The 25,338-nt window shown below is 43.9% G+C and carries 23 protein-coding genes; 7 read left to right on the top strand and 16 right to left on the bottom strand.

Annotated features, from left to right (window positions below; translation table 11 throughout):
* Positions 1–25 precede the first annotated feature (25 nt).
* From RMZ42_RS13460 to RMZ42_RS13395, 14 genes are all read right to left on the bottom strand, one after another.
* Positions 26–1,279 carry an MFS transporter gene (locus tag RMZ42_RS13460; protein WP_322671871.1) on the bottom strand — a complete coding sequence of 418 codons (1,254 nt, stop codon included), beginning with the start codon at positions 1,277–1,279 and terminating at the stop codon, positions 26–28.
* 27 nt (positions 1,280–1,306) lie between these two features.
* Positions 1,307–2,083 carry a sulfite exporter TauE/SafE family protein gene (locus RMZ42_RS13455; RefSeq protein WP_322671870.1) on the bottom strand — a complete coding sequence of 259 codons (777 nt, stop codon included), beginning with the start codon at positions 2,081–2,083 and terminating at the stop codon, positions 1,307–1,309.
* Between the two features lie 30 nt (positions 2,084–2,113).
* Complete coding sequence (locus RMZ42_RS13450; protein ID WP_322671869.1) at positions 2,114–2,770, bottom strand: HAD family hydrolase; 657 nt, start codon at positions 2,768–2,770, stop codon at positions 2,114–2,116.
* Between the two features lie 85 nt (positions 2,771–2,855).
* Complete coding sequence (locus tag RMZ42_RS13445; RefSeq protein ID WP_322671868.1) at positions 2,856–3,818, bottom strand: DMT family transporter; 963 nt, start codon at positions 3,816–3,818, stop codon at positions 2,856–2,858.
* A 250-nt stretch (positions 3,819–4,068) separates the two neighbouring features.
* The gene (locus RMZ42_RS13440) at positions 4,069–5,448 is read right to left on the bottom strand and encodes an LLM class flavin-dependent oxidoreductase (protein WP_322671867.1); all 1,380 of its coding nucleotides are present in this window, start codon (positions 5,446–5,448) and stop codon (positions 4,069–4,071) included.
* Between the two features lie 68 nt (positions 5,449–5,516).
* Entirely contained in the window at positions 5,517–6,110 is a 594-nt protein-coding gene (locus tag RMZ42_RS13435; protein WP_322671866.1) for a glutathione S-transferase family protein, read from the bottom strand.
* Between the two features lie 400 nt (positions 6,111–6,510).
* Positions 6,511–7,425 (bottom strand): TauD/TfdA family dioxygenase, encoded by a 915-nt coding sequence (locus tag RMZ42_RS13430; RefSeq protein ID WP_322671865.1) that lies wholly within the window; start codon positions 7,423–7,425, stop codon positions 6,511–6,513.
* 77 nt (positions 7,426–7,502) lie between these two features.
* Positions 7,503–8,303 carry an SDR family oxidoreductase gene (locus RMZ42_RS13425; protein ID WP_322671864.1) on the bottom strand — a complete coding sequence of 267 codons (801 nt, stop codon included), beginning with the start codon at positions 8,301–8,303 and terminating at the stop codon, positions 7,503–7,505.
* Between the two features lie 29 nt (positions 8,304–8,332).
* Positions 8,333–8,707 (bottom strand): hypothetical protein, encoded by a 375-nt coding sequence (locus tag RMZ42_RS13420; RefSeq protein ID WP_322671863.1) that lies wholly within the window; start codon positions 8,705–8,707, stop codon positions 8,333–8,335.
* A 105-nt stretch (positions 8,708–8,812) separates the two neighbouring features.
* Positions 8,813–9,760, bottom strand: a complete 948-nt coding sequence (locus RMZ42_RS13415) for a zinc-binding dehydrogenase (protein ID WP_322671862.1) — start codon at positions 9,758–9,760, stop codon at positions 8,813–8,815.
* 367 nt (positions 9,761–10,127) lie between these two features.
* Positions 10,128–11,510 carry an eCIS core domain-containing protein gene (locus tag RMZ42_RS13410; RefSeq protein WP_322671861.1) on the bottom strand — a complete coding sequence of 461 codons (1,383 nt, stop codon included), beginning with the start codon at positions 11,508–11,510 and terminating at the stop codon, positions 10,128–10,130.
* A 505-nt stretch (positions 11,511–12,015) separates the two neighbouring features.
* Positions 12,016–13,071, bottom strand: coding sequence for a magnesium-protoporphyrin IX monomethyl ester (oxidative) cyclase (gene acsF, locus RMZ42_RS13405; protein WP_322671860.1), 1,056 nt, complete (start codon positions 13,069–13,071; stop codon positions 12,016–12,018).
* 373 nt (positions 13,072–13,444) lie between these two features.
* Positions 13,445–15,196 carry an ABC transporter ATP-binding protein gene (locus RMZ42_RS13400; RefSeq protein WP_322671859.1) on the bottom strand — a complete coding sequence of 584 codons (1,752 nt, stop codon included), beginning with the start codon at positions 15,194–15,196 and terminating at the stop codon, positions 13,445–13,447.
* Positions 15,197–15,442: 246 nt separating this feature from the next.
* Positions 15,443–16,090 carry a hypothetical protein gene (locus RMZ42_RS13395; RefSeq protein WP_322671858.1) on the bottom strand — a complete coding sequence of 216 codons (648 nt, stop codon included), beginning with the start codon at positions 16,088–16,090 and terminating at the stop codon, positions 15,443–15,445.
* 403 nt (positions 16,091–16,493) lie between these two features.
* Between RMZ42_RS13395 and galE the strand changes: the two genes are divergently transcribed.
* From galE to RMZ42_RS13385, 3 genes are all read left to right on the top strand, one after another.
* Positions 16,494–17,498, top strand: coding sequence for a UDP-glucose 4-epimerase GalE (gene galE / locus RMZ42_RS13390; protein WP_322671857.1), 1,005 nt, complete (start codon positions 16,494–16,496; stop codon positions 17,496–17,498).
* Between the two features lie 94 nt (positions 17,499–17,592).
* Entirely contained in the window at positions 17,593–17,772 is a 180-nt protein-coding gene (locus tag RMZ42_RS34700) for a DUF6888 family protein (protein WP_416211730.1), read from the top strand.
* Complete coding sequence (locus tag RMZ42_RS13385; protein ID WP_289796166.1) at positions 17,765–17,950, top strand: DUF6887 family protein; 186 nt, start codon at positions 17,765–17,767, stop codon at positions 17,948–17,950. Before RMZ42_RS34700 ends, RMZ42_RS13385 begins: the two co-directional genes overlap by 8 nt.
* Positions 17,951–18,158: 208 nt before the next feature.
* On the opposite strand, the gene RMZ42_RS13380 is transcribed toward RMZ42_RS13385, so the two are convergent.
* On the bottom strand, positions 18,159–18,860 hold the full coding sequence (locus tag RMZ42_RS13380; protein ID WP_322671856.1) for a hypothetical protein: 702 nt from the start codon (positions 18,858–18,860) through the stop codon (positions 18,159–18,161).
* Entirely contained in the window at positions 18,835–20,106 is a 1,272-nt protein-coding gene (locus RMZ42_RS13375) for a sulfite exporter TauE/SafE family protein (RefSeq protein ID WP_322671855.1), read from the bottom strand. Before RMZ42_RS13375 ends, RMZ42_RS13380 begins: the two co-directional genes overlap by 26 nt.
* Positions 20,107–20,424: 318 nt before the next feature.
* On the opposite strand from RMZ42_RS13375, the gene RMZ42_RS13370 reads away from it, so the two are divergent.
* From RMZ42_RS13370 to RMZ42_RS13355, 4 genes are all read left to right on the top strand, one after another.
* Positions 20,425–21,810 (top strand): ABC transporter substrate-binding protein, encoded by a 1,386-nt coding sequence (locus RMZ42_RS13370; RefSeq protein ID WP_322671854.1) that lies wholly within the window; start codon positions 20,425–20,427, stop codon positions 21,808–21,810.
* Between the two features lie 41 nt (positions 21,811–21,851).
* Positions 21,852–22,763, top strand: a complete 912-nt coding sequence (locus RMZ42_RS13365) for a sugar ABC transporter permease (protein ID WP_322671853.1) — start codon at positions 21,852–21,854, stop codon at positions 22,761–22,763.
* Between the two features lie 3 nt (positions 22,764–22,766).
* Positions 22,767–23,651, top strand: a complete 885-nt coding sequence (locus RMZ42_RS13360) for a carbohydrate ABC transporter permease (protein ID WP_322671852.1) — start codon at positions 22,767–22,769, stop codon at positions 23,649–23,651.
* Between the two features lie 196 nt (positions 23,652–23,847).
* The gene (locus tag RMZ42_RS13355) at positions 23,848–24,939 is read left to right on the top strand and encodes an ABC transporter ATP-binding protein (RefSeq protein ID WP_322671851.1); all 1,092 of its coding nucleotides are present in this window, start codon (positions 23,848–23,850) and stop codon (positions 24,937–24,939) included.
* Positions 24,940–25,338 lie beyond the last annotated feature (399 nt).

Raw genomic sequence — 25,338 nt, 5'->3', positions numbered from 1 at the left:
TTAAATCGTCAGAGCTATTTTTCTTTTAAGCTCCTTCAGTACGTAGATTTAAACGAACCAGATCGCGGAAGGTGGAGATTTGTTGCATAAAGAAAATTGAGCCTGCAATACAAATACTTGCACCAAGGATGACAGTATTACTACTACCAATTTTGCTTGCTAGTGCGCCAGCTATTAAGTTACCTATAGATACTGCGCCTGTAGATGCCATAACATAAAGACCTGTAATTTGTCCGCGATTTTCATCGCTCACCAATAACTGAAGCAAGGTGCGTCCGGCAATTATTTGCAAAATAAAGCCGAAACCAGCTGCTAATAATGAAAGCAGTGAAAGCCAGAATACACGGGATAGGGCAAAAACAATTAAGCTTACTCCCATAAAACCTATACCCAAAGCTAGAACTTTACCCGATTCCAGTACATTGCTATGCTTAGTTAAATAAATACCACCTGCTAAGGCTCCCAAACTCGAAGCTGTCATCAAGAAGCCGAAGGTATTAGGGCCGCCCTGCAAAATCTCCTTGGCAAAAATTGGCCCCAAAGCTAAATAAAATGCCCACACGCAGCAAACTAAAGCCGAACCAATCAAGACTGATCGAATTGGCAAAAACCCAAAGGCATATTTAAAACTAGTTTTTAATTCTTCTAAAGGTTTGCGTTTAGAAATAACGGTTTTTCTGGATGTCAGCCGTATTGCTAAAAGGGCAATAATTACAGCGATGTAACTGATGCTATCAATTAGGAAACATAGTCCCGATCCCAGCGCCACAATTAATAAACCTGCGATCGCAGGGCCCACCATACTCGTCACACTTATAAGAGAAGAGTACAAGGCAAAGGCATTACCGAGATTTTCTTTAGCAACTGTTTCTGGAATAAATGCCTGCCGAGTCGGAATATCGAAGGCGTTGATCATCCCTTGCAGTACACCAAGAATTGCAATGTACTCGATATTAATCGTACTGCTTAGGGCTAACCATGTTAGGGCTAAAGACCGAAGCATTCCCAATATCTGGGCAACAAGCAGGATTTGATCGCGATTCCAGCGATCGGCAATGATTCCACCCAGAGGAATCAATAGAAGTGTGGGAATTTGGCTGGCAAAGCCCACTAGACCTAGTAACCAAGCGGAATCGGTGAGGCGATATACTAGCCAACTAGTAGCCACTTGAGTCATCGACGTACCAATCAGAGAAATTGCCTGACCTGTGTAGTACAGGCGAAAATTTCTAGAACTAAAAGCACGGAGCATGACTTGTGATTTTTTTGATGCTTCCATATATCACCCCTGAGTAGTTCCCAGTTCTTAACCGTGAATAAAAAAGTAGGCAGTCATGCTGAAGGCAACAATCATGACAAATTTCCGAATTAAGTGCGGTTCAAGTTTACGAGCATAATGGGCGCTTAAGTAACCACCAAGAGAGCCACCGACTGCCATCAAAATAGCTTGATGCCAAGCAATCACACCAGCAAAAAGAAATGGAACGATCGCAATACCATTGATACAACTCCCTAAAAATGTCTTAAAAGCATTCATTTTGTGGATACTTTTGATACCTAAAAACGTTAAAGCTGCCAGCATTAAAATTCCTATACCTGCGCCGAAGAAACCGCCATAGATGGCGATCGCTAGTTGAGCCAGTACCAAATTAAACAACGGTACAGATTCCGGTGATGTATTCTGGTTTTGACGCTGCAACCACTTTTTGAACGGTTCGCCAAAGGTAAATACAACTGTTGCTAGCAGCAATAGATAGGGAATCAGCTTTTTAAAGACATCTGGCGATGTATACAACAAAGCTATGGAGCCAATCATGCCACCAACTAAACTGACACCACATAAAAGTAAAAAATCTCGCCGCTCGATGCCTAAATCTTGACGATATGCTCCAGCACTGGCTAGGGAAGCCACCCAAATTGCAGTATTATTGGTGGCGTTAGCTGCGATCGGAGGTACACCCGTAAAGATGAGAGTCGGAAACGTGATAAAGCTTCCACCACCGGCTACAGCATTTAAGCCGCCTGCAATAAAAGCAGTACTAAACAACAGCAAGCTATGGATAAACGTTAATGATGGCGGCATTATTTTAAATTACGAATTACGAATTACGAATTACGAATTATAAATTATAAATCTGGGAATATCACTTGGAGAATGGGCAATCAAGTCAGCACCATGAGCCTTCAATTCCTCCTCGGTTCCATAGCCATAGGTGACACCAATTGAGGCGATTTGATGGCGCTTGGCTCCAATGATGTCATGGGAGCGATCGCCTACCATAACCACAGTAGAGGGTAAAAGTTTTTCTGTTAATAAAATATGGTGAATTAAGTCACCTTTTATGCTCCGGGTTCCGTCAATTTCACTACCATAAATACCATCAAAAAGCAATGATAAGCCAAAATATTCAATAATTTGCGTAGCATAAATATATGGTTTAGAAGTCGCAACAAAAGTTTTATAACCAGCAAAACGAATGGCTTTTAGGACTTCTGAAATTTGAGGATAAAGGGAGTTTTCAAATAATCCAATTGTGGCAAAGCGACGACGATAAAGTAAAATAGCTTGTTCAATTACTTTGCTATCCAAGGTATTGAGTAATTGCGAAAAGCTATCTTTCAGTGGTGGGCCAATACACCAATTTAATTCATCAGCATTTGGTGGTTTGTAACCGAGTTCAGATAGAGCATACTGAATACAACCAGTGATGCCAGGTTTCGGATCTGTTAAAGTCCCGTCAAGATCGAAGAGGATAGCGGAGAAAGGCATATTTGATATTAATTCGTAATTAGTAATTCGTAATTAAGAAAGTAACGTTCTAAAATTACCCCATGCCCCATGCCCCATGCCCAATTCAACCCCTAATTTTGAGCGATTTCACAAAGCCTTCTCCACTAAGTAACGCGATCCCCAATGTGACAACACCAATCCCTATACTCTGAATCACATTTAAAGTTTCGTTAATGGTTATCCATGCCATTAACGCTGTCAATGCTGGACTGCTAGAGCCGATTATGGAAGCGGTAGATGCGCCAACCATCCGAATCCCGACATTGTTTAAAGTGTGTCCCAGAAAGCTGACAAGACCCGAAAATATGCTACCAATCCATAAGGGTGTCCAGTCAAGTTGTCCGCTTTTAGCTGGCCAAAACAGTAAGCTAACACCAGAAAGCAGTAAAGTGGAGGCAAAACTGATCCACGTAAAAGGAATTGGATGGAATTTTTCCAAACATTTTTGAGCAATGATGCAATAAAAGGCGTAAACGATCCCAGCGCCAAAACTAGCGAAAATACCGATCGCAATGGTATGACTGCTATAGGTGGCAGAAGATTGGGGAATGGTGAGAGCGCTTCCCACCAGAATAATACCCATCACCAGCCAACGGAACAATGTGGGGCGATCGCCAAAAAACTTCCAAGATAGCAGCGCTGTAAATACGGGATAGGTGAAGAAAAGGGTCAAGGCAATACCTGTGGGAATCAAGCCAATAGCAATGTAGAGTGAGGCAATATACACAAACATCAGCACCCCACAGCCAAGAGCTTGGATTAGAACATCCCTGCGAACACGGGTAAACAAGTATTGGAGTTCTGTCCAAGCAGATGGATATAGCTTAAATGATAGAGATGCCATGAGTGGAACCACCAGCAGCATTCGCATGAACATCAGCAAGAATGAATTCTGCAAATCCGGTTTAACGTATCCACCAAGTAAAAATAAACCTAGTACGAGATGTTCTGAAAACAAAACTCGGACAGTAACGTTGTGAAACGTCAAAACAAAGGAGGATAGTAGAACCGTTAAGATGCCCAACACAATAAAAAGTTTCCTTAGAGACGACTTGATTGTATTGTTAAAACCACTGGAATAACAAACCAGATGAAGTTTGAGGAAATCAAAGCCGTCGCTTCAAAAACGCTGCCAGTTGTTCAATAGACTTCTTGGGATTGTGGGGAAAAGGGTAAGGGGTAAAGGGTAAAGGTATGGAATTTTCCCAAACCCAGTAACCTTTAACCTTTCCCCAACATCTTGGCAAAAGTTACTTTTGCAAGATGTCTAATCAAAACTATGCCAAGGAACCGACGCCCACAGGTTCAGGAGCAGTCCTTGTAGTGAACTGGTTCACCGGACGGGGCAAACCAAGATTTTCACGCAAAGTACTACCTTCATACTCAGTACGAAATATTCCTCGGCGTTGCAGTTCGGGAATTACTAAGTCCACGAATTCCTCTAAACCCCCAGGTAGCCAGGGCGGCATGATGTTAAATCCATCAGCCCCACCATTGACGAACCAATCTTCTAACTGATCGGCAATGTGTTCTGGTGTTCCGAGAATCGTTCGATGTCCCCGCGCTCCTGCAATCCATAAATACAGTTGCCGGATTGTTAAATTCTCTCTGCGGGCAAGATCGGTGATCAACTGCAAGCGGCTTTTGCCGCCGTTGGTATCTGGCAGATCCGGCAGCGGCCCATCTAGGGGATATTTAGACAAATCATGGCCACCCACTAGCCCAGAAAGTAGGCCTAATCCGACTAAGGGATGAATCAACTCCTGAAGTTGCTCATATTTATCCTTAGCTTCCTGCTCAGTCTTACCAATTACCGGGAATACACCTGGCATAATTTTGAGATGGTCAGGGGAACGTCCGTATTTAGCCAATCTCCCCTTGACGCTAGCGTAGAAGGCTTGAGCTTCTGCCAATGTCTGTTGTGCAGTGAAAATCGCCTCTGCTGTTTGGGCAGCTAAATCCTGTCCAGCCTCGGAAGATCCAGCTTGTACGATTACTGGATATCCCTGTGGTGGACGCGCCACATTGAGCGGGCCGCGCACTGAGAAATATTTACCCTTGTGGTGGGGAACATGCAACTTTTCTGCATCGAAGTAAATACCTGACTCCTTATTGTGAAGGAAAGCATCGTCTTCCCAACTGTCCCAAAGTTTAGTGACAACATCCACAAATTCTTTCGCCCGTTCATAGCGTAGCGAGTGTTCTAGGTGCTTTTCTTGGCTGAAATTCTGCGCTGCGGCTTCAGCAGCAGAGGTTACAAGATTCCATCCGGCACGACCACCACTTAGATAATCCAGTGATGCAAATTTGCGGGCGAGATGATAAGGCTCATCATAAGTCGTTGATGATGTCGCCACCAACCCGATATTTTCTGTCACCGCAGACAGAGCCGATAATAAGGTTAAAGGTTCAAAATGGACACTGAATTGTCCCGAACGGCTAAAAGCCTCAGCCCCTTGTCCTCTATCCCAGACGGCTAAACCATCTGCGAGGAAAAGCATATCAAATTTACCCCGTTCAGCCGTTTGTGCCAGCTGCTTATAATGTTGGAAGTTCAGACCTCCATCAGCCGGGGTGTTGGGATGTCGCCAAGCTGCAACATGATGGCCACTCCCAGGTAAAAATGCTCCGAGTTTAAGTTGTTTTTTTGTACTCATGTTTATATTTGCGAGGGCGTACTTATGCTTTTTTCGTTCTCCAGTTTGGAACAAGAAAATGTTAGTTATTAAGACTCTGGTCTTGTTGCTTGGATGGAAGGTCGTTTAGAGAATTCATCGTACCAACTAGCAAGTTTTGGATATTTCTGCCGCCATTGCAGATTGGGAAGGCGGATTTCTAGTCCAAGTGCAGAGGCGAGGGTTATATGAGCAAGTTTTGGAGTTTGGTCGAGTTTATCTGATATCTTCTCGAAGTATTCCAAAATTCTCAACGCTCGCTCACGCTCAAACTCGATCGCCCCAGGAGACTGTTCGCTGTGGGGACGCCTTAACTCCCGTACCCAGACAGCAATGCCATCTATGAACCCACCAGTCATACCTTCAAGTTGCTGTAAAAAGCCATTAGATATGTCAGCAACTAGTTTAATTTCAGGATTTAAGTGATTCAGATAGACGCAAATTATACGTGTTTCACTCAAGATAAATCCGTCGTCAGTCGCTAGAGTTGGTATTTTACCTGTAGGGTTGTAATTCAGTAGGTCGCTGTTCGGATCTCGTGCAATGACTTTTTGCGTTTCGATCTGATTGCTGAGATTCAATTCTATTATTGCTACCCGTGCAATGCGTGCATAGGGCGAGTTAGGTGTATAGAAGAGTTTCATAAAAAAGCGCGATCGTCATTACTCAGCAGAAGGTTAAGCCAGTAAAGGGCAGGGAACAGGGAAATGGAGTTCAAAGGCTCATTAATGAAGCTCAAAGCCTCATTAATGGAGTTCAAAGACTCATTAATGAAGCTCAAAGACTCATTAATGAAGCTCAAAGACTCATTAATGAAGCTCAAAGACTCATTAATGGAGTTCAAAGACTCATTAATGAAGCTCAAAGCCTCATTAATGGAGTTCAAAGACTCATTCACGAATATTAAACACTCGTTCACAAGTATCAAAGACTGATCTCTCTCTTATTCCCAATGCCCAATACTTCTCTACGATAGGCTGCGCCAACGACTTCGCGGTAGTTGAGCGTAGTCGAAACTCAGTACAAGTGCCCAATGCTCAAGTACTACGCAGTCACCGCCTGACGACGGTTGTACTCAGAAGCATCTCCTTTGATAGCCTCACTTTGTTTACCATCGATGCCAACTGGGAGATCGCCGACAATTGTGACTCGTTGAACGTGGCGGGGCTGGTCGCCGTAATCTGCGATCGCATAATGTTGAGTAGCCCGATTATCCCAAAAAGCTACGTCGCCAACTTGCCAACGCCACCGGACTGTGTTTTCAGGACGTGTTACATACGCTTGCAACAGCCGGAGAATATCATCTGATTCAGTTGTTGATAAGCCACGGAACTGGCGCACAAATCCGCCGATGAATAGCCCACGCTCTCCAGATTCGGGATGGACGCGTACAACTGGGTGCAGAGTCTCGTACACAGTCGAGGTGAAGACAGCCCGGTAAGCCTTGGCATCTTCAGGTAAGTCAAATGCAGTTGCATAGTCGTATTTGTTGCTATGTACTGCCCAAAGTTGGTCTGCGAGATTACGCAGATGAATAGGTAAATCTTGGTATGCAGTTACTGAGTTTGCCCAGACTGTATCGCCACCAGTTGGGGGAATATCAAGCGCTCGTAAGATAGAACCGAGAGGTGGACGGTCTACAAATGTCACATCGGTATGCCAGCTATTGGCGCGGGAAGTGGTACGACCATAATTCAGGTCTAAGACTTCTGGATTTTCTGGCAGCGATGGTACAGTGGGGTGGGCTGTAGTGACTTCACCAAAACGACGAGCGAAAGCAATCTGTCCATTAGCATCGAGTTGTTGCTGATCGCGGAAAAATATCACTTTGTATTTGACTAAAGTCTTGCGAATATCGCTGATGATGTCATCACTGAGATTAAAACTCAGATTAACACCAATAATTTCAGCACCGATACGTCCTGCAACTGGTTTGATATCAAAGTATTGGGAACCCATGTTTTTATCTCCAAGAAGTTTATGTTTTGACAAAATGTAGAGACGCGATGAATCGCGTCTGATGAATTGCGTCTCTACTAAACACCAGGGGTAGATCCGCCATCAACGATAATCTCTGTTCCTGTAATCGATGCAGCAAGATCGGACACCAAAAATAGCGCCAGCGCGGCAATTTCTTCTGGCTGGGCGATTCTTTTTAAAGGAATACTTTGGATATTTTGTGCCTTCACTTGCTCAACAGTGATGCCTTGCGCTTGGGCGTTTTGCCGAGCTAAAGTCTCGGCACGCTCAGTAGCTGTAGCACCAGGGGAGATAGCGTTAATGCGAATGTTGTACTCGGCTAGCTCTTTAGAAATGCCCTTTGTGAAGTTCAACAAAGCAGCATTGCTTGTACCACCAGCTAGGAAGTTCGGACGAGGTGTCCGTCCTGCACCGCCGACTATATTGACAATCCGCCCATCACCGCGACTTTTTTGATGGGGAACGACGGCTCTAACTAAGCGGATATAGCCCAATAATTTTAAGTTCCAAGCATCCAAAAATAAATCATCAGTGGATTCTAGGAAAGATCCAGCACGGGCTGAACCTGCATTGTTAATCAAAATATCAATCTGATTAAATTGGGCTAATGTTGTAGAGACAACTTTTTCAACATCCTCTGCTTTAGTCAGATCGGCGCTGATGGCAATAACTTTAGCGCCAGAAGTTGGTAAAGACTGGATGTCAGCTATTGCATTTTCTAGTCTTTCTTGATTGCGGGCTGCGATCGCAACATTCACACCCTCACTATAAAGTGCTTTGGCAGTAGCTAAACCAATTCCCGCACTTCCTCCTGTAACGATCGCTGTTTTACCTGATAGTTTTAGTTCTAAGCTCATACAAACTTACCCTCAAAAATCTAAATAATTTAATTGCGAACCAATAATATTGCTGATTGAGAGCCTGTATTGTGGACATCCAAGATGGTTTGATTTTCCCCAGAAGTGCAGCCCAGAAGTATTTTGATTTCTGTATCCCGTTTTTCCAAGTCAACACTACAAATGACGGCGGTGACTTTTTTACTAGACAAACTACCTATCCAAACATCAATATCAGCTCCATCTCCAGAGCGAGTGTTTTCCAAGTATCCATAGTCCAACGGATAAACAAAGGATGAATAACGTGGATGTGATGTCCCTTTTGGGCGATCTATCTTGAGATTACTAATGGCTACAAGCCGATCTAGTTTGAACCAAAAGTCAGCATAATTCGTAGTTTTTAATTCATCATTCGTAATTCTCACCTCACAAATAAATCTGCCTGATTGCAACAAGGAAAAACATTAGTCTTTCTGAATAAATTAGTGCATGAAAAAATTAATTACGAATTACGAATTACGAATTACGAATTATTTTGAAATGTGCAACACAGCTTTGCCAGGAAAACGCCTATCGAGTAGTTGTTGGGCCACATCAGCTATTTGTGTCCAAGAAGCTTCTAAATCAATGTGAGGATGCAACTCACCTGCTTCTACTAGACTCAAAAGCCGTTTTAGACCGATTGCTGCTGATTCAAATCTCAATTCATCGAACAGACGTAAACCATATAGGCTGACGCTACCAGTCCCAAAAAATTGAGCCGCGTTGAATGTCACTTCAGCTCCCCCAGATACTCCATACAGCACAGTTTTTCCATCCTGTGCCAGTAAGCCAAGGGCTACGCCCAAAGTCTTGCCACCCACTGACTCTACAATTAGATCGTAGGGCCCATACTCGCTGGCAGGTGAAAGGTCTTCGCCAATCACCACCGATTGCGCCCCTGCTTCTCTAACTAAAGTTTCATAACCAGCTTGACGAATATGTGCCACGACTTGCGCTCCTGACAGTTGCGCCAACTGGATAGCGAAGTAACCTACGCCTCCTGATGCGCCTGTAACCAGAACTGACCGACCCAAAAGTGAACCACCTTTTAACACCGCATGGTATGCAGTTAAACCCGCTACAGGCAATGTGGCAGCTTGAGCAAAAGATACCGATGATGGCACTACTGCTAAAGCATTGGTGGGAACAGATACGAGTTCTGCCCAAGCACCAGCACGACGCAAGCCAACTACACGCGCCCCTTGGGGAGGCCCCGAACCATCATCGGCGGGGATTTCCACTGCACCTGCTAAGTCCCAACCAGGTTGCCAGCCAGCCTCAGCAGTGGTTGAACGTTTTATCTCTCCCCGATTGAGGGAAATTGCCGCTACCCGCACTAGAGCTTCATCTGGGGCAGGCTTTGGTGCAGTCACTTCACTCAGTGCCAAACGCCCCGGCACATTGGGATCAACAATCACAGCACGTATTTTGCTCATAAGGTTGCCCTGGCTTAGAGATTAATTTCTAGTTTGTTGGTTCGCAATGTATTCCCTGCAATAAATAATCTCGATAGATTAGCTATTTATTCTTAACTCCCAATCTGTGTAAATAGGTTAACGAGATTTAAAACAACGGTATCTTGATAAAATTACAGTATTTTATGGTTTGTACAAAAAAAACTATCACAGACAGCCAGAAGAATCAAGCACCTTGTGGAGAAATTCGCCGTTGACACTTCTTGCACTGTAGTCAAGCCAAGTAGCTTCCCTATGATTCGGAGTTCTTTTTGTAATTTCTCAATTTGACTCCAAACAGTGTAAATGCGAAAATGATTAGCAAGTTTACGTTATGGTGTTTTCGCCTCTATTGTTGAGTTTGAACCTCTACCTTTGCATCCGATTCATCTCCACTTTGAGAAACTTTTTCTGGGCCGCACTGTACCGGAGTTACTCCTGTACCTTGAGTGAGTCCGTGTTTCGTTGTGGTGTCGTAAGCATTATTATCAGTATTTGCTTGGGCGTAAGTATCGTTAAAAATCTTGTCAGATGCTGAGGTTGTTTTGCCAAGAAGCTTTTTGTGTAAATCTTTAAAAGCCTTCTCGTCAATACTAATGTGCCCATTCTCGTGTGTATCAAGAGCGCTATAAAACCTTGCCCATTCTTTTTTAACAGGTTCGCACTGTTGATCGAGTTCCGTCCAGACGGGCATTGCCTTAGTTTCTGTTACTAAGACATCTGCCTCATAAACAATTTCATCGGATTTATCTTCTGCTTGATAAGTTTTGACATCTTTTGCGGGGGCACAAGTAACACTGCCCGCTTCGCCCTTTCCTTGTGATGTTAAGTTTGTAATTGCTTCGGTAATATTTTTTCCCGAAGCAGTAATTGTGGCATTCTTTTTGTCAATTTTAGTTGTCCCTTTTTTGGGCGGCATACCACTAGTCTGTTCAACAGGGGCTGGTGCTGTAGATGCATCGCTTTGTTTCTGCACTTTGCCTGTCTGCTGTACCACATGGGTTAACTCATGGGCTGTCAACTCGTTATTACCAGGTGATTTCTCGGCGCTAAAGTAAACATCACTACCATGAGTAAAGGCCTGCGCTCCCAACGACTTACTCATCTGCGTAGCATTGAAGTCAGTATGTACTCGCACATCGTCGAATTTACTACCAAAGCGTGGTTCCATAAAGTTTCGCACTTCGGGAGATAACGGGCTTCCTCCACCCTTACTATTATTTAACTGACTCTCAATATTATCTTGAGTCTGAACACTGCGATCGCTAACGCGTTGTAGTGACAACTCGGTTTCTACTTCTTGTTCTTCTTGCTCACAATCTGCACATTCTCGTTGTACTATATGTGAATCTATTGCACCGATATTTATATTTGACTTAAGTCTAGGTAGAAGCATAATCTGGTCAGCTGACTGCTCATACTGGTCTTTTGGCTGGCTACCTATAAGTTGCGGCTGTGAACGACGCAAAGATATCCGACTAATGTCGTGAACAAGAGGTTTTTCTTTAATAGCTTCTGGTTCTAATAATTGCTCATTAGCAGACGTAGTTTCTTGAACGTCGCCATTGAGCGCAGTATTATTATTTGTTGGTAAACCAAAACCGCGTGTTGGATTGGCCAATGTGGGAATATTGGATGAGACAAGCGATGGATTCGTAAAATTTGATGTCCCTATGTGGGGCCGCTTCCATGTGGATAAAGGCAAAGCGGCTTGTCTTTTAATGTCGCTCATCTCTCAATTCCTACATTTTCTAGATTAATTAGTAACCTCTTATCTATTGCATTCCAGTATCTTCTATACAAAAATATAACTATTTTATTGACATTCTTATGTATAGACTTTAGTCTAGTTTTGTCATTATTCAGCTACCCAAATATTCAAAAATTGACATCTATAGGAATCATATTTGATTTTTGAACAAAATTAGGTATTGTAGGGTGTGTTAGAACGCAGTTCGTAACGCACCAAACCCTTGATGATGGTGCCGTACTCTCGCAGCTACACACCCTACGTATTTTTTCATAAATCAGATACTAGTCCGATAGTGAAATTAATTATGCGTTATTCAGAACACATAATTAATTTCACAACCAGATGTCTAATCAATAGACTTCTTGGCATTTGTCGGTAAAAGGGTAAGAGGGAAAGGGGAAAGGAACAATAAAAACATGAGTCCCTTTAACCTTTCCCCTTTTCCCGCCTCTTGCAAAAATTACTTTTGCAAGAGGTCTAATAGCTAACGAACCGTGCCCCGCAGCGCTTCAGTATCAATTGGTTTGATGAGGTAAATTAACAGCAGATTCCAAACAATTGCTGCAATCAAAGGTAGTTTGCGAATTAGCTTCATCAATTTCGGATTATAACTGCCTTCAATCTCTGCAATTTTCAAGTTGTAACCTGCACAGCGTTGCAGACGTGGGAAAAACTGGGGATGTTCGGTATTCAACATTACAGGAAAAGCCCGTCCTGCGGTTTCATTGGTGTTGCGGACAACTTGGATATCAAATTCTGTGGCATCAAGTCCCAATGATTTGTAGAACCCAGAACGTTCATGAACTGTCAGGGTGTGGGTAGCAAATACTGACAGCAAGAAAAAGCGACTCCACAGCCTAGATTTCCAGGTGTTCCAAAGTTGCGGTTGAGAACGCAATAATGCCTTGAATATATCTCCGTGGCGGTTTTCGTCTTGACACCAGCTCTCAAAGTAGCGGAATATCGGGTAAAACTGGTTTTCTGGGTGCTTTTCTAGATGCCTGAAAATAATAATGTAACGCCAGTAACCGATTTTTTCTGAGAGGTAAACGGTGTAAAGTACCCATTCAATCGGGAAAAATGTATAAGTGCGGGTTTTAGTAACAGCGCCCAAATCAAGGGAGAGTTTAAAATCAGCCATTGCTTTGTTGAGAAATCCGGCGTGGCGGGCTTCATCACGCGCCATCATTTGAAAGATTTCCGCTAGCACTGGACTACGATTTTTTAGCTTGCGGGATAATTCCTTAAATAGCAAGAAGCCGGAAAACTCAGAAATGCAAGAACGTTCCAAATACTCTATAAACGCCTGCCTTGCTTCACCGTCAATGTGTTCCCAAGACTGCTCAAACGCTTCATCTCGGACAAAATGGTGCCGATTGTAGTCTGTCCGCATTTCTGTCAACATCGCCTGCAATTCCGTTTCCTGGGCAGACAAATCCAGCTTGGCTGCGGTTTCAAAATCTGTAGTGTAAAACCGGGGGGTAAGTACAGTTTCTTTGCTGGGGGTTTTAGTTTCTGGCTTGGGTAGGGTGTTAACCATGAGTGATGAGGCGAGCGAGTCAATAGTTCTATAACTATAAAGCTATGACAAATGCAATTATTTTGCTAGACCTAATTTACAATCCTTCAGTAAAGTCGGAATTTCTGAATTTTTCTTCAACGGGTCGCGCCCAGGATTACCCAATTTCAGCCAAGCGTAAAAGGGACTGGGGACTGGGGACTGGGGACTGGGGACTGGGAAAATATTTCAAAATTTGCTGTGGGTAATAGCCCCGAACATCATTTTTGAGCTGATTACCCAATCCCTAATCCCCATTCAAATCTTCCCAATCTCTAGTCCCTAACTCAATCATAATTCTTTCCCCCTGCCCCCTGCCCCCTGCCTTCTGCTCCCCTGCCTTCTGCCCCCTGCTTCACCGCAGTAATTCCTCAACTTGATGCTGGCTCCACAAAGTTCTATATAAGCCCTGTTGTTGTAAAAGTTCTAAGTGATTTCCGACCTGAACAATTTTTCCCTTTTCCATGACAAAAATTCGGTCAGCTGCCGCCGCCGCTGATAATTGGTGCGTAATAAAAATTACTGTTTTACGTTCAGTACCACTGGAGAGATTTTTGAGGATTTTCGTAGCTGTTTGATTATCTACACTAGAGAGAGCATCATCCAAAATTAACACTGGAGCATTGACCAACATTGCACGAGCTAAAGCAGTACGTTGGCGTTGACCGCCAGAAAGATTAATACCGCGTTCGCCAACAATAGTTTCATATTGCTGGGGAAAATTCTGGATTTCTGATTCAATTTGGGCAAGTTTAGCGACAGATTCTACCTGCTGTTGTTCGCTAACTGGATCGCCGTAGCGAATATTATTTTTGATTGTAGTGCTAAATAGAAAGCTATCTTGAGGAACGTAAGCGATCGCACCTCGTAAAGAAGTCAAAGCGATCTTAGTAATATCTACCCCATCTAAAAACAATTGTCCTGATTCAATATCCAACAAGCGGGGTAAAGCATTGGCCAATGTAGATTTACCCGAACCAATTGCCCCAACAATCGCTACAGTTTCTCCAGGAGCAATGGTAAAGTTAACATTTGCTAAAGCTGAAGTCGTGGAACCAGGGTAATTATAGGTGAGATTTTTAGCTGTCAGTTCGCCTTTGAGTTCAGCCACTGGCAGATGTATGGCATCGGCTGCATCTTTAATTTTTGGTGTGACAGAGAGAATAGCTTCAAGCCTATCGATACTAACTTCACCGCGTTGGTAGGCAGTAATTGTGAATCCTAAAAGGGCAGTGGGGAAAACTAGACGCTCTACATAAATTAACAATGCTAAAAAATCCCCAACCTGAAGTGTCCCAGCAGACATCCGTGCCGATCCTAGCCAGATGATCACCAGCGAACTGATATTAGCTAATCCACCAATTAGCGGAAACAGTGTATTGCGGAGTTTTGCTAGTTCCAGGTTAGCAGTCAATAGCTGCTGATTTTTCTTGGCAAAAGCTCGACGCTCGTTAGCTTCTTGAGCATAGATTTTAATTAAGGCAATGCCACTGATATCCTCTTGGATGAGTTCGCTGATGTCAGAGAGTTGCTCTTGGACTTTTGCTTGTTGTTTGCGTAAGCGATCGCTAAACAGACTCACCAATAAGAGCATAAAAGGGTATACTGCCAGGGCGGCTAGGGTGAGATCCACACTAATTGTCAGCATTACTGGCAGTGTCAGGGCGTAGGCAAACATCGTATTTGCCAAACTCAAGACCGCAAAACCCAATAACCGCTTGATATTGTCCACATCACTGGTAGCCCGACTAATCAAATCGCCAGCAGTATTACTGGCAAAATAACCAGGTTCCAGTTTCAGTAAGTGTTCAAAAATCCGTTGTTTCAGGTCAAATTCCACCTGCCGTCCCACCCCAAATAGCCAAATGCGTGATGCCATCCGCATTAGCCACATTGCCGAACTGAGCAAGACAATAACTACTACGTAATGTAGTATTTGGTTCCAGCTGAAGGTTGTCGAGAGTTTGTCAACACCAGCACGAATCAACCAAGGGATATAAACACCCAGTGCATTGACAGACAACAAAGCGAGAATACCCAAGGAGGCTTCCCGCCAATGGGGTCGTAGGTAAGCACTGAGTTTAGCGATTCGTTGAGATTTTGCCATTAAAGCAATTGTGCAACTTTATCATCTAGATTAACTGCTAGTCCAAGAAGGCAGCTATGAAGAGGGAATATCGCTTGTGATAAATTCAGCTGTTGTTACCTCTTTTAACTGGATAGTTATTGCCATTCATTACTAGTAGTCCATCACAGCAACTTTAATGAAGAAATAAGTTCGTAGTAAGGACTTTAGTCCTTTGATTAATGGCTCAAGCGCTTACTACGAACCAAGTATTGTTCTCTTGCCTGATTACCGCTGAACACGCAAGAACCTGTAAATTTCAAGGAGATAACTTTCCCAAGTTCTTGTTGTCAATTGCAATGTTTCCGAATTTGGTACAAAGTCTTCAAGTCGTAAACCGCGTGTGCGAATATCTTGAGGACTTCCTTGTAATAAATAGGGAGGCACTCTCAAATTATAAGAAAGAATGCTATCCCCCGTTACATCTGAGATGTTCGTTGTGGTGGGTTGCCCTAATGCCACCAGTGTCTCAGATGTTGTAGCACTTGCGACAGACGTTTCGCCCGTCATTGCTAGAGGTGCTCTATAAAGGAAATAGGCGACTGCTGGTGTACTTGCCAACAGCAAAATAGTCAGTGCCCAACCGATCAAGTAGCCTCCTGGTTTATCTATTCCACCTCCTTTGATTTTCTGAGCGGCAAGAATCATCAGTAAAACAGAGGCTCCTAGAGGCTTGAGTGGAAAAGATAACATCCTCCACAACGACGCCACAGCAGGTTCACTGGGGTTAAGAAATGATAGGGCTACGATTACCAAGATAACGACTAAGATTAATCGCCCGACAAAAGTTCCAGAGGGATAAAATCGCTGGAACAGAGAATAAACGATAGTGCCAATCAGCAGCCACAGCAGTACCCGGCTTAACAATAGAAACATAGACTAACTCTCAAATTTTCTGGTGCAGTGAGCCAGTGTGGTGGTGTTCGCGTAGCGTCTCCGTCAGGAGAGGCAGTCCGTTTCGATTGGGGTTGCCCCCAGAAAAGACTGCCATGCAAGGAAACCATACATAAAACAACTGGCGACTTCTTACTGATAGCGACGTTATAAACGTCACCCGTAAGGTTCAACCTAGAGGTTTCGGGAAATGGATTTATTTTATTGTCAAATTGTAATCGTACTGTTTGACTTAAAATTTCTCAAACCTCACACCCAATGACTACCGTCGTAGTGATTTTAGTGCAATTTTTTGACACTGCGTCTATTATTTATAATTTTCCAGAAGAGTAATCTAGTACCGGTAAACTAAATTAATTAAGTAATCTACTCAAAAGGAAAAACTATGTCGCCTGGAAAGCGTACTATTCTGGTAACGGGGGGAGCTGGATATATTGGTTCTCATACAGTGCTTGCTTTGAAGAAAGCGGGTTATAGCGTTGTCATACTTGATAATCTGGTCTATGGACATCGCGATTTAGTAGAAGAGATTTTACAGGTAGAACTGATAATTGGGGACACAAGCGATCGCGCCTTGCTCGATCGTGTATTTAAAACCCATGATATTGCCGCAGTGATGCATTTTTCTGCTTATGCCTACGTAGGAGAATCAGTGAGCGATCCGGCCAAATATTACCGCAATAACGTCCTTGGTACTTTGACCCTGTTAGAAGCGATGCTGACAGCATCTGTAAAGAAATTTGTCTTTTCTTCTACCTGTGCCACCTATGGTGTACCAGAATTCGTGCCCATTCCAGAAACCCATCCCCAAAATCCGATTAATCCCTATGGCGCTACAAAGCTGATGGTAGAAAGGATTCTCTCTGATTTTGACGTTGCTTACGGTTTGCAATCAGTGCGTTTTCGCTACTTCAATGCTGCTGGTGCTAATCCCGATGGCTTACTAGGCGAGGATCACAACCCAGAAACCCATTTAATTCCCTTGGTGCTAATGACAGCTTTAGGCAAACGAGAATCCATTTCAATTTTCGGCACTGATTACCCCACGCCCGATGGTACGTGTATTCGTGATTATATTCACGTTAACGACTTAGCAGATGCCCATATTTTGGGATTGGAATATTTATTAAAAGGTGGCGATAGCGAAGTTTTTAATTTGAGCAATGGCAGCGGTTTCTCCGTCAGAGAAGTCATTGCCGCAGTCGAAGAGGTGACAGGAACTTCGATACCAGTAGAAGAACGCGATCGCCGTCCTGGCGATCCCCCAGTTCTCATTGGCACCAGCGATAAAGCCAGAACAGTCTTAGGCTGGCAACCTCAGTATCCATCCATCAAAGATATCGTCGCTGACGCGTGGCAGTGGCACCAGAAGCGACATCATTCGACTTGATGGCATTGAGCCGAGATGCGCGACGTGAAAGTTGTGCATCTCGGCTCAATGCCTTAGCGACTTACTTGATAGCTTTATTGAGAGTGGAGTCTAGATGGAACCAACAACAGAACAGTTGAGAGCGTTTTACAGTAGATGTGTGAGAGCAAGTAATATGTTTCAGCCTATCAACGTAGTGCGACTGGACGAAAGAACAAAGCGCATATACGTTTTAATTCGAGACACAATACAAATAGAGATATATCCAAATGGTGAGCTTGATTTCCATGACTAAACCTGATTATCAAGCCATGTCAGATAATGAATTAAGAGATTGGGTTAGATATCATCCACAGGACACCGAAGCATTCCATATTTTAATGGACAGGTTAGACCAACGACCAAAAGTCATCACTCGCACTGATGAGGAATTTGAAATCGAGTTACAACGGCGTATTAGCCAAGCTAGTTGACAGTAAATTAAAAAAGTTCGACGGCTCATGTAGTAACCGCCTAACTCTGGTAAATATTGAAACCTCTAAGAGGTTTTACTACACAAAACCATCCCTCTCCGACTCAGAGAGGGACAGACTTGAACTAAAGTTCAAGGCAGGGGGAGGTTTATCGAACTAAGGTCTTATTTAGGAAACGCTATAATGACAAGATTTTATGTGAGAACACTCACTCGCTACCCCCTCTCATGCTTCGCAGTACGACAACTAAGATGCCGATAAATCCGAGAATTGGCAGTGCGATCGCCCAAGTTGGTAATTGTTGAGATTGACCTTCTACTAAATCACCATTGACATTTCGCAAATTTTGTGTATTTTGTGTAGACCCGCCTCCTGCCACAGTCACTTCAAATTTGAATTCAAAGGGTTTGAATCTTGCCCCAGAAACAGGTTTTCCATTTAGTTGCAACTCATAAATACCTGGTTTGGGAAAGACAACTTCTGCACCTGGAATGCCTTGATAACGTTCGGCTGCCACAGGTTTTAACTGTGGTTCTAATAACGGTGGCTCTCCGGTTGCATAAGGTTCGGCATAAACAGCCAACTGACAATTACACTGTGACAGAGGAATCACCTTTCCACCTCTGCGGGTAAGTGCAAACCAGGCTTGGCTCGGTTCTCCAGCACGGGGATTATCGTTTGGTTCAATGTGGAGAGTGCCGCCAACATCTGAGGCTACTTCTACCTTATGAGCAAAAGCAGGGTAAAGATTAGTTATTGATATAACTAAGCAACTCAAGAATAATAAATACTTTATCGTTCCTTGATTCTTCCAGAAAATGCCTTTGAGGGGGTAACGCTTCTGTTTTTGACTCGTTGAAACGGAGCCAGAAAATAAAGATGATTTACCGCGATTTGGTTGGGGGAACATAAAACTTTTCTACGGCTAACTTTGACCAAAAAAAGCGCGAGCGCACTAGCAAAACACTGAGAGTAATCATTACCATCAGTACTGCCGCTAATTTATTTCCCCAAGTTGATTGCAAGGAACCCAGGTAATGGGAACCAATCAACACAGTATGAATGGCACTCAAGAGCAAGGCTGGCACACTTAATAGATGAATCTGTCGCCAACGCTTGCCCAAAGATTTTTGCAACGATTCCCAACTTGTAAAAGCGGCGGGGGACATTAATACCAATGCTACAGCACCCGCAGCCATCCCCCACTGAAATTCTGGCGGCAGAAACGAAAAGGCGGCAAAATTCCATTGCAATGAATGTTCTATCATGTGGAAGGTGTGAACCACAGAAAGCACAAAAGATCCCACACCCAAGCCGCGCCGATAACGCAGTGGTGAAGCCCACAAGCCACTAATCGGACGCGCAATTAAGGCCAAAATTAAGCAGATTAAGGCGGCGTGTCCGGTGTAATCTACCATTGTGTCACCAGTCCGCAGCAAGGTGATAACGCCAATGGTGAGTGTTACCCAACCGCCTAATCGAAACAACTGACTGCGCCTGTCTTTACTTACCAAAGATGTGGAAACGCCTACACCTAGCATCGTCGGCAAGGTTCCCAAGCCAAAAGCCAGCATAGTAGCTGTACTCATCCATAAATTGCCAGTTTCAGCGGCTTTAATTTGGGCAGCATATAGAAAACCACAGGGCATTAAACCCCAAGTCATCCCTAAAAGCATTGGCGTCCACCATTTGGTTTTTAAGGAAAGTTTAACCATTCCGCTGCTGAGGCGATCGTGTAAACTACCTTGCAATAGGGGATGTAACATCGGAATGCGCGGTAGTAAATCGGGTTTTACTTGTCCTAAGCCAAACCAAATCAACATCACACCAGTCAGAATTGCCATCCAGCGCCGGAAGTCGCTGCCAACACCCGCTAGCTGTCCACCTTGCAGCAATACCGAACCTAGCGCCCCAATGCCAGCACCGACTAGAGCATAGCTCAACATCCGCCCCAGGTTTAGCAAAATATGAAATTTTAATTGCTGTTGCCAAGTATCGGGCTTTTCTAAGGTTAATGTCCGTCCCAAAGAGACTGTTTTTGGACTTTTCGGCTGATGAGACAGAGAAAATGCCACTGTTAGCGGGCCACACATCCCAAAGCAGTGTCCAAAACTCCCCAGGAACCCCAGGATTGCGATCAGCAACAAATCTACCATAAAAAAAGTTCCGAGTTCTGAGTTATGAGTCCTGAGTGTCCGAATAAAGATTTTGAAGAAGTAATAAGAAATTTTTTCTTTTCTTCTTTACTTAGTACTCAAAACTCCTCTAGTGCGGAACTGTAAGTGAAGTTGCGATCGCTGTCAAAAGACAAAGCGTCAAACTTGATGTTTTCTCTATTGAAGAATTCTGACTTCTGTTCAATAAATTAATTTTACTTATAAAAAACCGTAAAAAAATAATACGAAATAATCTTTTTGGAAATGTTTTATGTTTTTATTTCCTAAGAATTACTACTAGCGATCGCTACATTGATAATGTTGTACCGAAAGCCAATTAACATACAAAAATTCATCCAAAAACAAAGTTATTTGCATATAGGGGTTTTTCTGGCAACTCTCTTGAGCATTATATTGTTCAGTTGGGTAGTACTCTCGCAGCAACCAGTTACCCTCAATCTGTTAATGACTGCTCCTGATGCCCAACCTTGGAGGCAGGGTTTGATTAAAGACTTTGAAGCTGAGAACCCTGGTATTCGCATTAACTTAGTTGAAGGGCCGAATGCCACAAATTTGCTCGAAGACTTGTATACCTCATCTTTTATCTTAGGTGAATCCCCTTACGATCTGATCAATATGGATGTGATCTGGACATCCAAGTTTGCTGCTGCTGGATGGTTGTTACCTTTAGGCGATCGCATTTCTAAAGAGGAGTTGGCAGCATTTTCACCCCAGGATGTAGAAGGCGGACGTTATCAAAACCAGCTGTACCGCATTCCAGTGCGTTCCGACGTGGGAATGCTCTACTACCGAGAAGATTTAATCAAACAAGCGGGATTGAAACCGCCAGAAACCTTTGATGATTTGATCCGAATTTCCCAAGTTTTGCAGAAGAAAAAGCAGGTGAATTGGGGCTATGTTTGGCAGGGTCGCCAATATGAAGGACTTGTGGCGATGTTTGCAGAAATCCTCGATGGCTTTGGTGGCTTCTGGGTTAAACCCGACACCCTCGAAGTTGGACTAGATCGACCAGAAACATTACAAGCCATAGAGTTTCTACGTAGTACTATCAGCAAAGGCGTTTCTCCTCCTGGAGTCACAACCTATCAAGAAGAAGACACCCGGCGTTTGTTTCAAAGTGGTCAAGTAGCGTTTTTACGTAGTTGGCCATACGCATGGCCTCTAGCCCAAGCAGAAAATTCGCCAATCAGGGGCAAAATTGCGATTAAACCGATGGTTCATGCTCCTGGAAAGACAGGAGGGGCAAGTCTTGGGGGCTGGGGTTTAGGAATTGCGAAATCTTCTCAACATCCTGAAGAAGCTTGGAAAGCAATTCAGTATTTTACCAGTCGGGAAGCACAGCGCCGATTCATTTTCAGTGCAGGTTATGTGCCCAGTCGCCGGGAACTGTTTACAGATCCAGGGATTGTTGCTAAATACCCCCACTATCCACAGTTATTGCAGGTCGTGGACAATGCAGTTTTACGTCCACCGATCGCGCAATATGCTCAGACATCAGATATTTTACAGCGTTATCTCAGTGCCGCGTTATCCGGTCGAATGAATCCTGAACGGGCAATGCAAGCTGCCACTGCGGAAACACGTCGACTACTAGAGGCAGGGGGGCAGAGGAGCAGGGAGCAGGGAGCAGGGGGCAGAGGGGCAGGGGAACAGGGGGAGAAGAATTACATAGCCAGTTCCTAATGACCAATGACAAATGACAAATGACAAATGACAAATGACAAATGACAAATTTACATACATTAAGAAATCGAGAACAACAGACAGCCTGGATTTTATTAACACCAGCATTGCTGCTGTTGTTGTTTGTATTTGCCTACCCGATTTTACGAGCATTTTGGTTAAGCGTATTTACTAGAAATTTGGGAACAGAGTTACAACCTGTATTCTCTGGTTTGGAGAATTATGTGCGGATGGCGGGTGATGGTCGTTTTTGGCAGAGTTTGTGGGCGACAACCGTATTCACAACAGCATCGGTCATCTCAGAATTACTGCTAGGACTGGGGATTGCCCTTGTTCTCAATCAGGCGTTTGTTGGTCGGGGCATAGTGCGTACAACTGCCATTATCCCCTGGGCTTTGCCTACTGCTTTGATTGGTCTAGCGTGGTCTTGGATTTTTAACGACCAGTTTGGGGTTGTGAACGATATTCTGCTGCGCTTGGGGCTGATTAAGACTGGGATTAATTGGTTAGGAGAGCCAACGCTGGCGACGATCGCAGTGGTTTTTGCTGATGTTTGGAAAACTACGCCGTTTATTAGTATCCTGTTGCTGGCTGGGTTGCAGTCGATATCACAAGACCTCTATGAAGCTTACTCGGTTGATGGGGCAACTGCTTGGCAAAGTTTCCGTAATATTACCCTGCCATTGCTGCTGCCGCAGATATTAATTTCAGTGCTATTTCGATTTGCTCAAGCTTTCGGAATTTTTGACTTGGTTGCTGTGATGACCGGGGGTGGCCCTGGTGGCGCTACGGAAGTGGTGTCATTGTACATTTACTCCACGGTGATGCGCTACTTAGATTTTGGTTATGGAGCAGCCCTGGTAGTAGTGACATTCTTAATATTAATTGCGGCGGTGGCGATCGCTAGTTTCTTACTTAACAAATATCGTGCCAAAACATCAGGAGCCATTTAAGCCATGAGTGTAACTCCCCAAGCAGTTCCTACGACTCCAAAACGAACAGGGGGAACCAAGTTTTCTCTGAAAAAAATCTTGCTGTTCATCATAGTTGTATTAATAGTGCTATTTAGCTTGGCGCCAGCTCTATGGCAATTGCTGACCTCGTTTAAAGTGAATGAGGATATTGCCGCCGTTCCTACTGTCTATTTCCCTACACGATTCACTTTCAATCACTACATTGAGTTATTCACCCGTCGTCCATTTTGGCGCTACATCTTCAACAGTGCCTTTGTGTCGATTACTTCTACCGCTGTAGCTTTAGCGATCGGCGCACCTGCGGCTTATGCTCTCGCACGGTTACGCCCTTGGGGTGAAAAAGTTATCCTCGGCAGCATTTTAATTGTTACCTTATTTCCTGGAATTCTCTTGTTCTTAGGACTATTAGAAATTATCCAAGCGCTGAGATTGGGTAACAATTATTTGGCGCTAATTATACCCTATACTGCGATCAATTTGCCGCTAACAATTTTAGTACTTAAAAGCTTTTTTGAACAATTACCAAAAGACTTGGAAGATTCCGCTAGGGTCGATGGCTACAACACCTTTCAATTACTGTGGCAAATCGTGCTGCCCATCACCCTTCCCGCCTTAGTAACTACTGGAATCCTTACCTTTATTTTTGCTTGGAACGAGTTTATTTTTGCTCTCACATTTATGACTCGTGAAGAGTTGAAGACAATTCCCGTTGCTGCGGCTCAGTTGGGTGGTGCGACAATATATGAAATTCCCTATGGCCCGATCGCTGCTGCAACTGTCATCGGAACATTACCCTTAATTTTACTAGTTTTGTTTTTCCAGCGCCGGATTGTCCAAGGTCTTACCGCTGGTGCTGTCAAAGGATAAGGGGAAGCAGGGGGAGCAGGGGAAGCAGGGGGAGCAGAGGAGCAGGGGGAGCAGGGGAGCAGAGGAGCAGAGGAGCAGGGGAGAATAACTAATGACAAATGACAAATGACAAATGACAAATGACCAATGACAAATGACCAATGACAAATGACAAATGAAAAATGACAAATGACAAATGACAAATGACAAATGAAAAATGGCTAAACTCGAACTTAAAAACTTGAATAAAACCTACAGTCCTAAAGTCGTCCCTGTCAAAGACGTTAGCTTAACTGTAGATAACCATGAGTTTCTCACTTTACTTGGCCCTTCTGGCTGTGGCAAATCCACCGTCCTACGCATGATTGCGGGTCTTGAAGAACCGACTCGCGGTCAGATCGAAATCGGGGATGTAGATGTCACCTATAAACGAGCAGCCGATCGCAATATTGCAATGGTATTTCAAAGTTATGCGCTCTATCCCCACATGACGGTGTACGAAAACCTCGCTTCTGGACTGAAGCTGAAAAAAGTACCACCGACAGAAATTAAACAGCGAGTGGCAGAAGTGGCAGAAGTTTTAGGATTAGCAGAGTTAATGAACCGTAAGCCTGGTCAAATGTCTGGAGGTCAACGGCAACGGGTTGCTGTTGGTCGCGCTTTGGTGCGTAATGCCGATGTCTACCTGCTGGATGAACCTTTAAGTAACCTGGATGCACTATTGCGGGAAAGAGTCCGAGCCGATATCAAGCAAATTTTTGCCGCTCAAAAAGTGCCAGTTGTTTACGTCACCCACGACCAAACCGAAGCGATGACGCTTTCTACGAAAGTTGCCTTGCTCAACGATGGCTATGTCCAGCAACTTGACCCGCCTGACCGCATCTATAACCATCCAGCTAATCTATTTGTGGCTGGATTTGTTGGTAGTCCGCAAATGAATTTGCTAACTCTGCCTTGTAAGGGACAATATGCGCTCTTGGGTAACTTCCAAGTGCTTCTTCCAGATATACCAACTGTACCACCGCAAATTGTTTTGGGAATCCGCCCCGAAAATGTCCGCATAGCTCAACCAGGTGATACCCAGACTATTCAAGGGAAAGTGTTTTTAGTGGAAAACTTGGGTATGCACTATTTGGTCAGTGTCAAGGTTGAGGGTTCACAAACCGGAGCGATTACGGTACGTGCTTTGTTGCCAACAGACCAAAATTGGAGTCATGAGGATATTACATTAGCATTGCCCCCTGAAGATATTCACTGGTTTGATGTGCAATCTGGCCATGCTCTTGTTAAAAGACAAATGTTAGGTTAACGCAAGCAAGAGACGCGATGAGTCGCCGTCTCGACAATAGACTTCTTGCATAAATAAAAAACAAAGAACCCCACCCCGCATTTGCTAACGCAAACGTTCCCCTCTCCGCAAGCCTACGGTGTACACACAAGTCTGAAGTTGTTCAAGAATCTGGGTTTTACTCCACCCTAACCACTGCTTGAATTCAATGAACGACCACCCGAATTCAATAAACAACTACCCGAATTCAATGAACGACCACCCGAATTCAATAAACAACTACCCGAATTCAATGAACGACCACCCGAATTCAATAAACGACTACCCGAATTCAATAAACGACCACCCGAATTCAATAAACGACTACCCGAATTCAATAAACGACTACCCGAATTCAATAAACGACTACCCGAATTCAAT

Source organism: Nostoc sp. DedQUE05 (genome assembly GCF_034530955.1).
Lineage (GTDB): Bacteria > Cyanobacteriota > Cyanobacteriia > Cyanobacteriales > Nostocaceae > Nostoc.
The sequence above is the reverse complement of the archived record's forward strand: the minus strand, read 5'-3'. Positions and strand labels throughout refer to the sequence as shown.

Bases quoted from the DNA above. Each gene is read 5' to 3' on its own strand.
- RMZ42_RS13460 (WP_322671871.1), bottom strand. From the start codon at position 1,279: ATGGAAGCATCAAAAAAATCACAAGTCATGCTCCGTGCTTTTAGTTCT.
- RMZ42_RS13455 (WP_322671870.1), bottom strand. From the start codon at position 2,083: ATGCCGCCATCATTAACGTTTATCCATAGCTTGCTGTTGTTTAGTACT.
- RMZ42_RS13450 (WP_322671869.1), bottom strand. From the start codon at position 2,770: ATGCCTTTCTCCGCTATCCTCTTCGATCTTGACGGGACTTTAACAGAT.
- RMZ42_RS13440 (WP_322671867.1), bottom strand. From the start codon at position 5,448: ATGAGTACAAAAAAACAACTTAAACTCGGAGCATTTTTACCTGGGAGT.
- RMZ42_RS13435 (WP_322671866.1), bottom strand. From the start codon at position 6,110: ATGAAACTCTTCTATACACCTAACTCGCCCTATGCACGCATTGCACGG.
- RMZ42_RS13430 (WP_322671865.1), bottom strand. From the start codon at position 7,425: ATGGGTTCCCAATACTTTGATATCAAACCAGTTGCAGGACGTATCGGT.
- RMZ42_RS13425 (WP_322671864.1), bottom strand. From the start codon at position 8,303: ATGAGCTTAGAACTAAAACTATCAGGTAAAACAGCGATCGTTACAGGA.
- RMZ42_RS13415 (WP_322671862.1), bottom strand. From the start codon at position 9,760: ATGAGCAAAATACGTGCTGTGATTGTTGATCCCAATGTGCCGGGGCGT.
- RMZ42_RS13410 (WP_322671861.1), bottom strand. From the start codon at position 11,510: ATGAGCGACATTAAAAGACAAGCCGCTTTGCCTTTATCCACATGGAAG.
- acsF (WP_322671860.1), bottom strand. From the start codon at position 13,071: ATGGTTAACACCCTACCCAAGCCAGAAACTAAAACCCCCAGCAAAGAA.
- RMZ42_RS13400 (WP_322671859.1), bottom strand. From the start codon at position 15,196: ATGGCAAAATCTCAACGAATCGCTAAACTCAGTGCTTACCTACGACCC.
- RMZ42_RS13395 (WP_322671858.1), bottom strand. From the start codon at position 16,090: ATGTTTCTATTGTTAAGCCGGGTACTGCTGTGGCTGCTGATTGGCACT.
- galE (WP_322671857.1), top strand. From the start codon at position 16,494: ATGTCGCCTGGAAAGCGTACTATTCTGGTAACGGGGGGAGCTGGATAT.
- RMZ42_RS34700 (WP_416211730.1), top strand. From the start codon at position 17,593: ATGGAACCAACAACAGAACAGTTGAGAGCGTTTTACAGTAGATGTGTG.
- RMZ42_RS13385 (WP_289796166.1), top strand. From the start codon at position 17,765: ATGACTAAACCTGATTATCAAGCCATGTCAGATAATGAATTAAGAGAT.
- RMZ42_RS13380 (WP_322671856.1), bottom strand. From the start codon at position 18,860: ATGTTCCCCCAACCAAATCGCGGTAAATCATCTTTATTTTCTGGCTCC.
- RMZ42_RS13375 (WP_322671855.1), bottom strand. From the start codon at position 20,106: ATGGTAGATTTGTTGCTGATCGCAATCCTGGGGTTCCTGGGGAGTTTT.
- RMZ42_RS13370 (WP_322671854.1), top strand. From the start codon at position 20,425: ATGTTGTACCGAAAGCCAATTAACATACAAAAATTCATCCAAAAACAA.
- RMZ42_RS13365 (WP_322671853.1), top strand. From the start codon at position 21,852: ATGACAAATTTACATACATTAAGAAATCGAGAACAACAGACAGCCTGG.
- RMZ42_RS13360 (WP_322671852.1), top strand. From the start codon at position 22,767: ATGAGTGTAACTCCCCAAGCAGTTCCTACGACTCCAAAACGAACAGGG.
- RMZ42_RS13355 (WP_322671851.1), top strand. From the start codon at position 23,848: ATGGCTAAACTCGAACTTAAAAACTTGAATAAAACCTACAGTCCTAAA.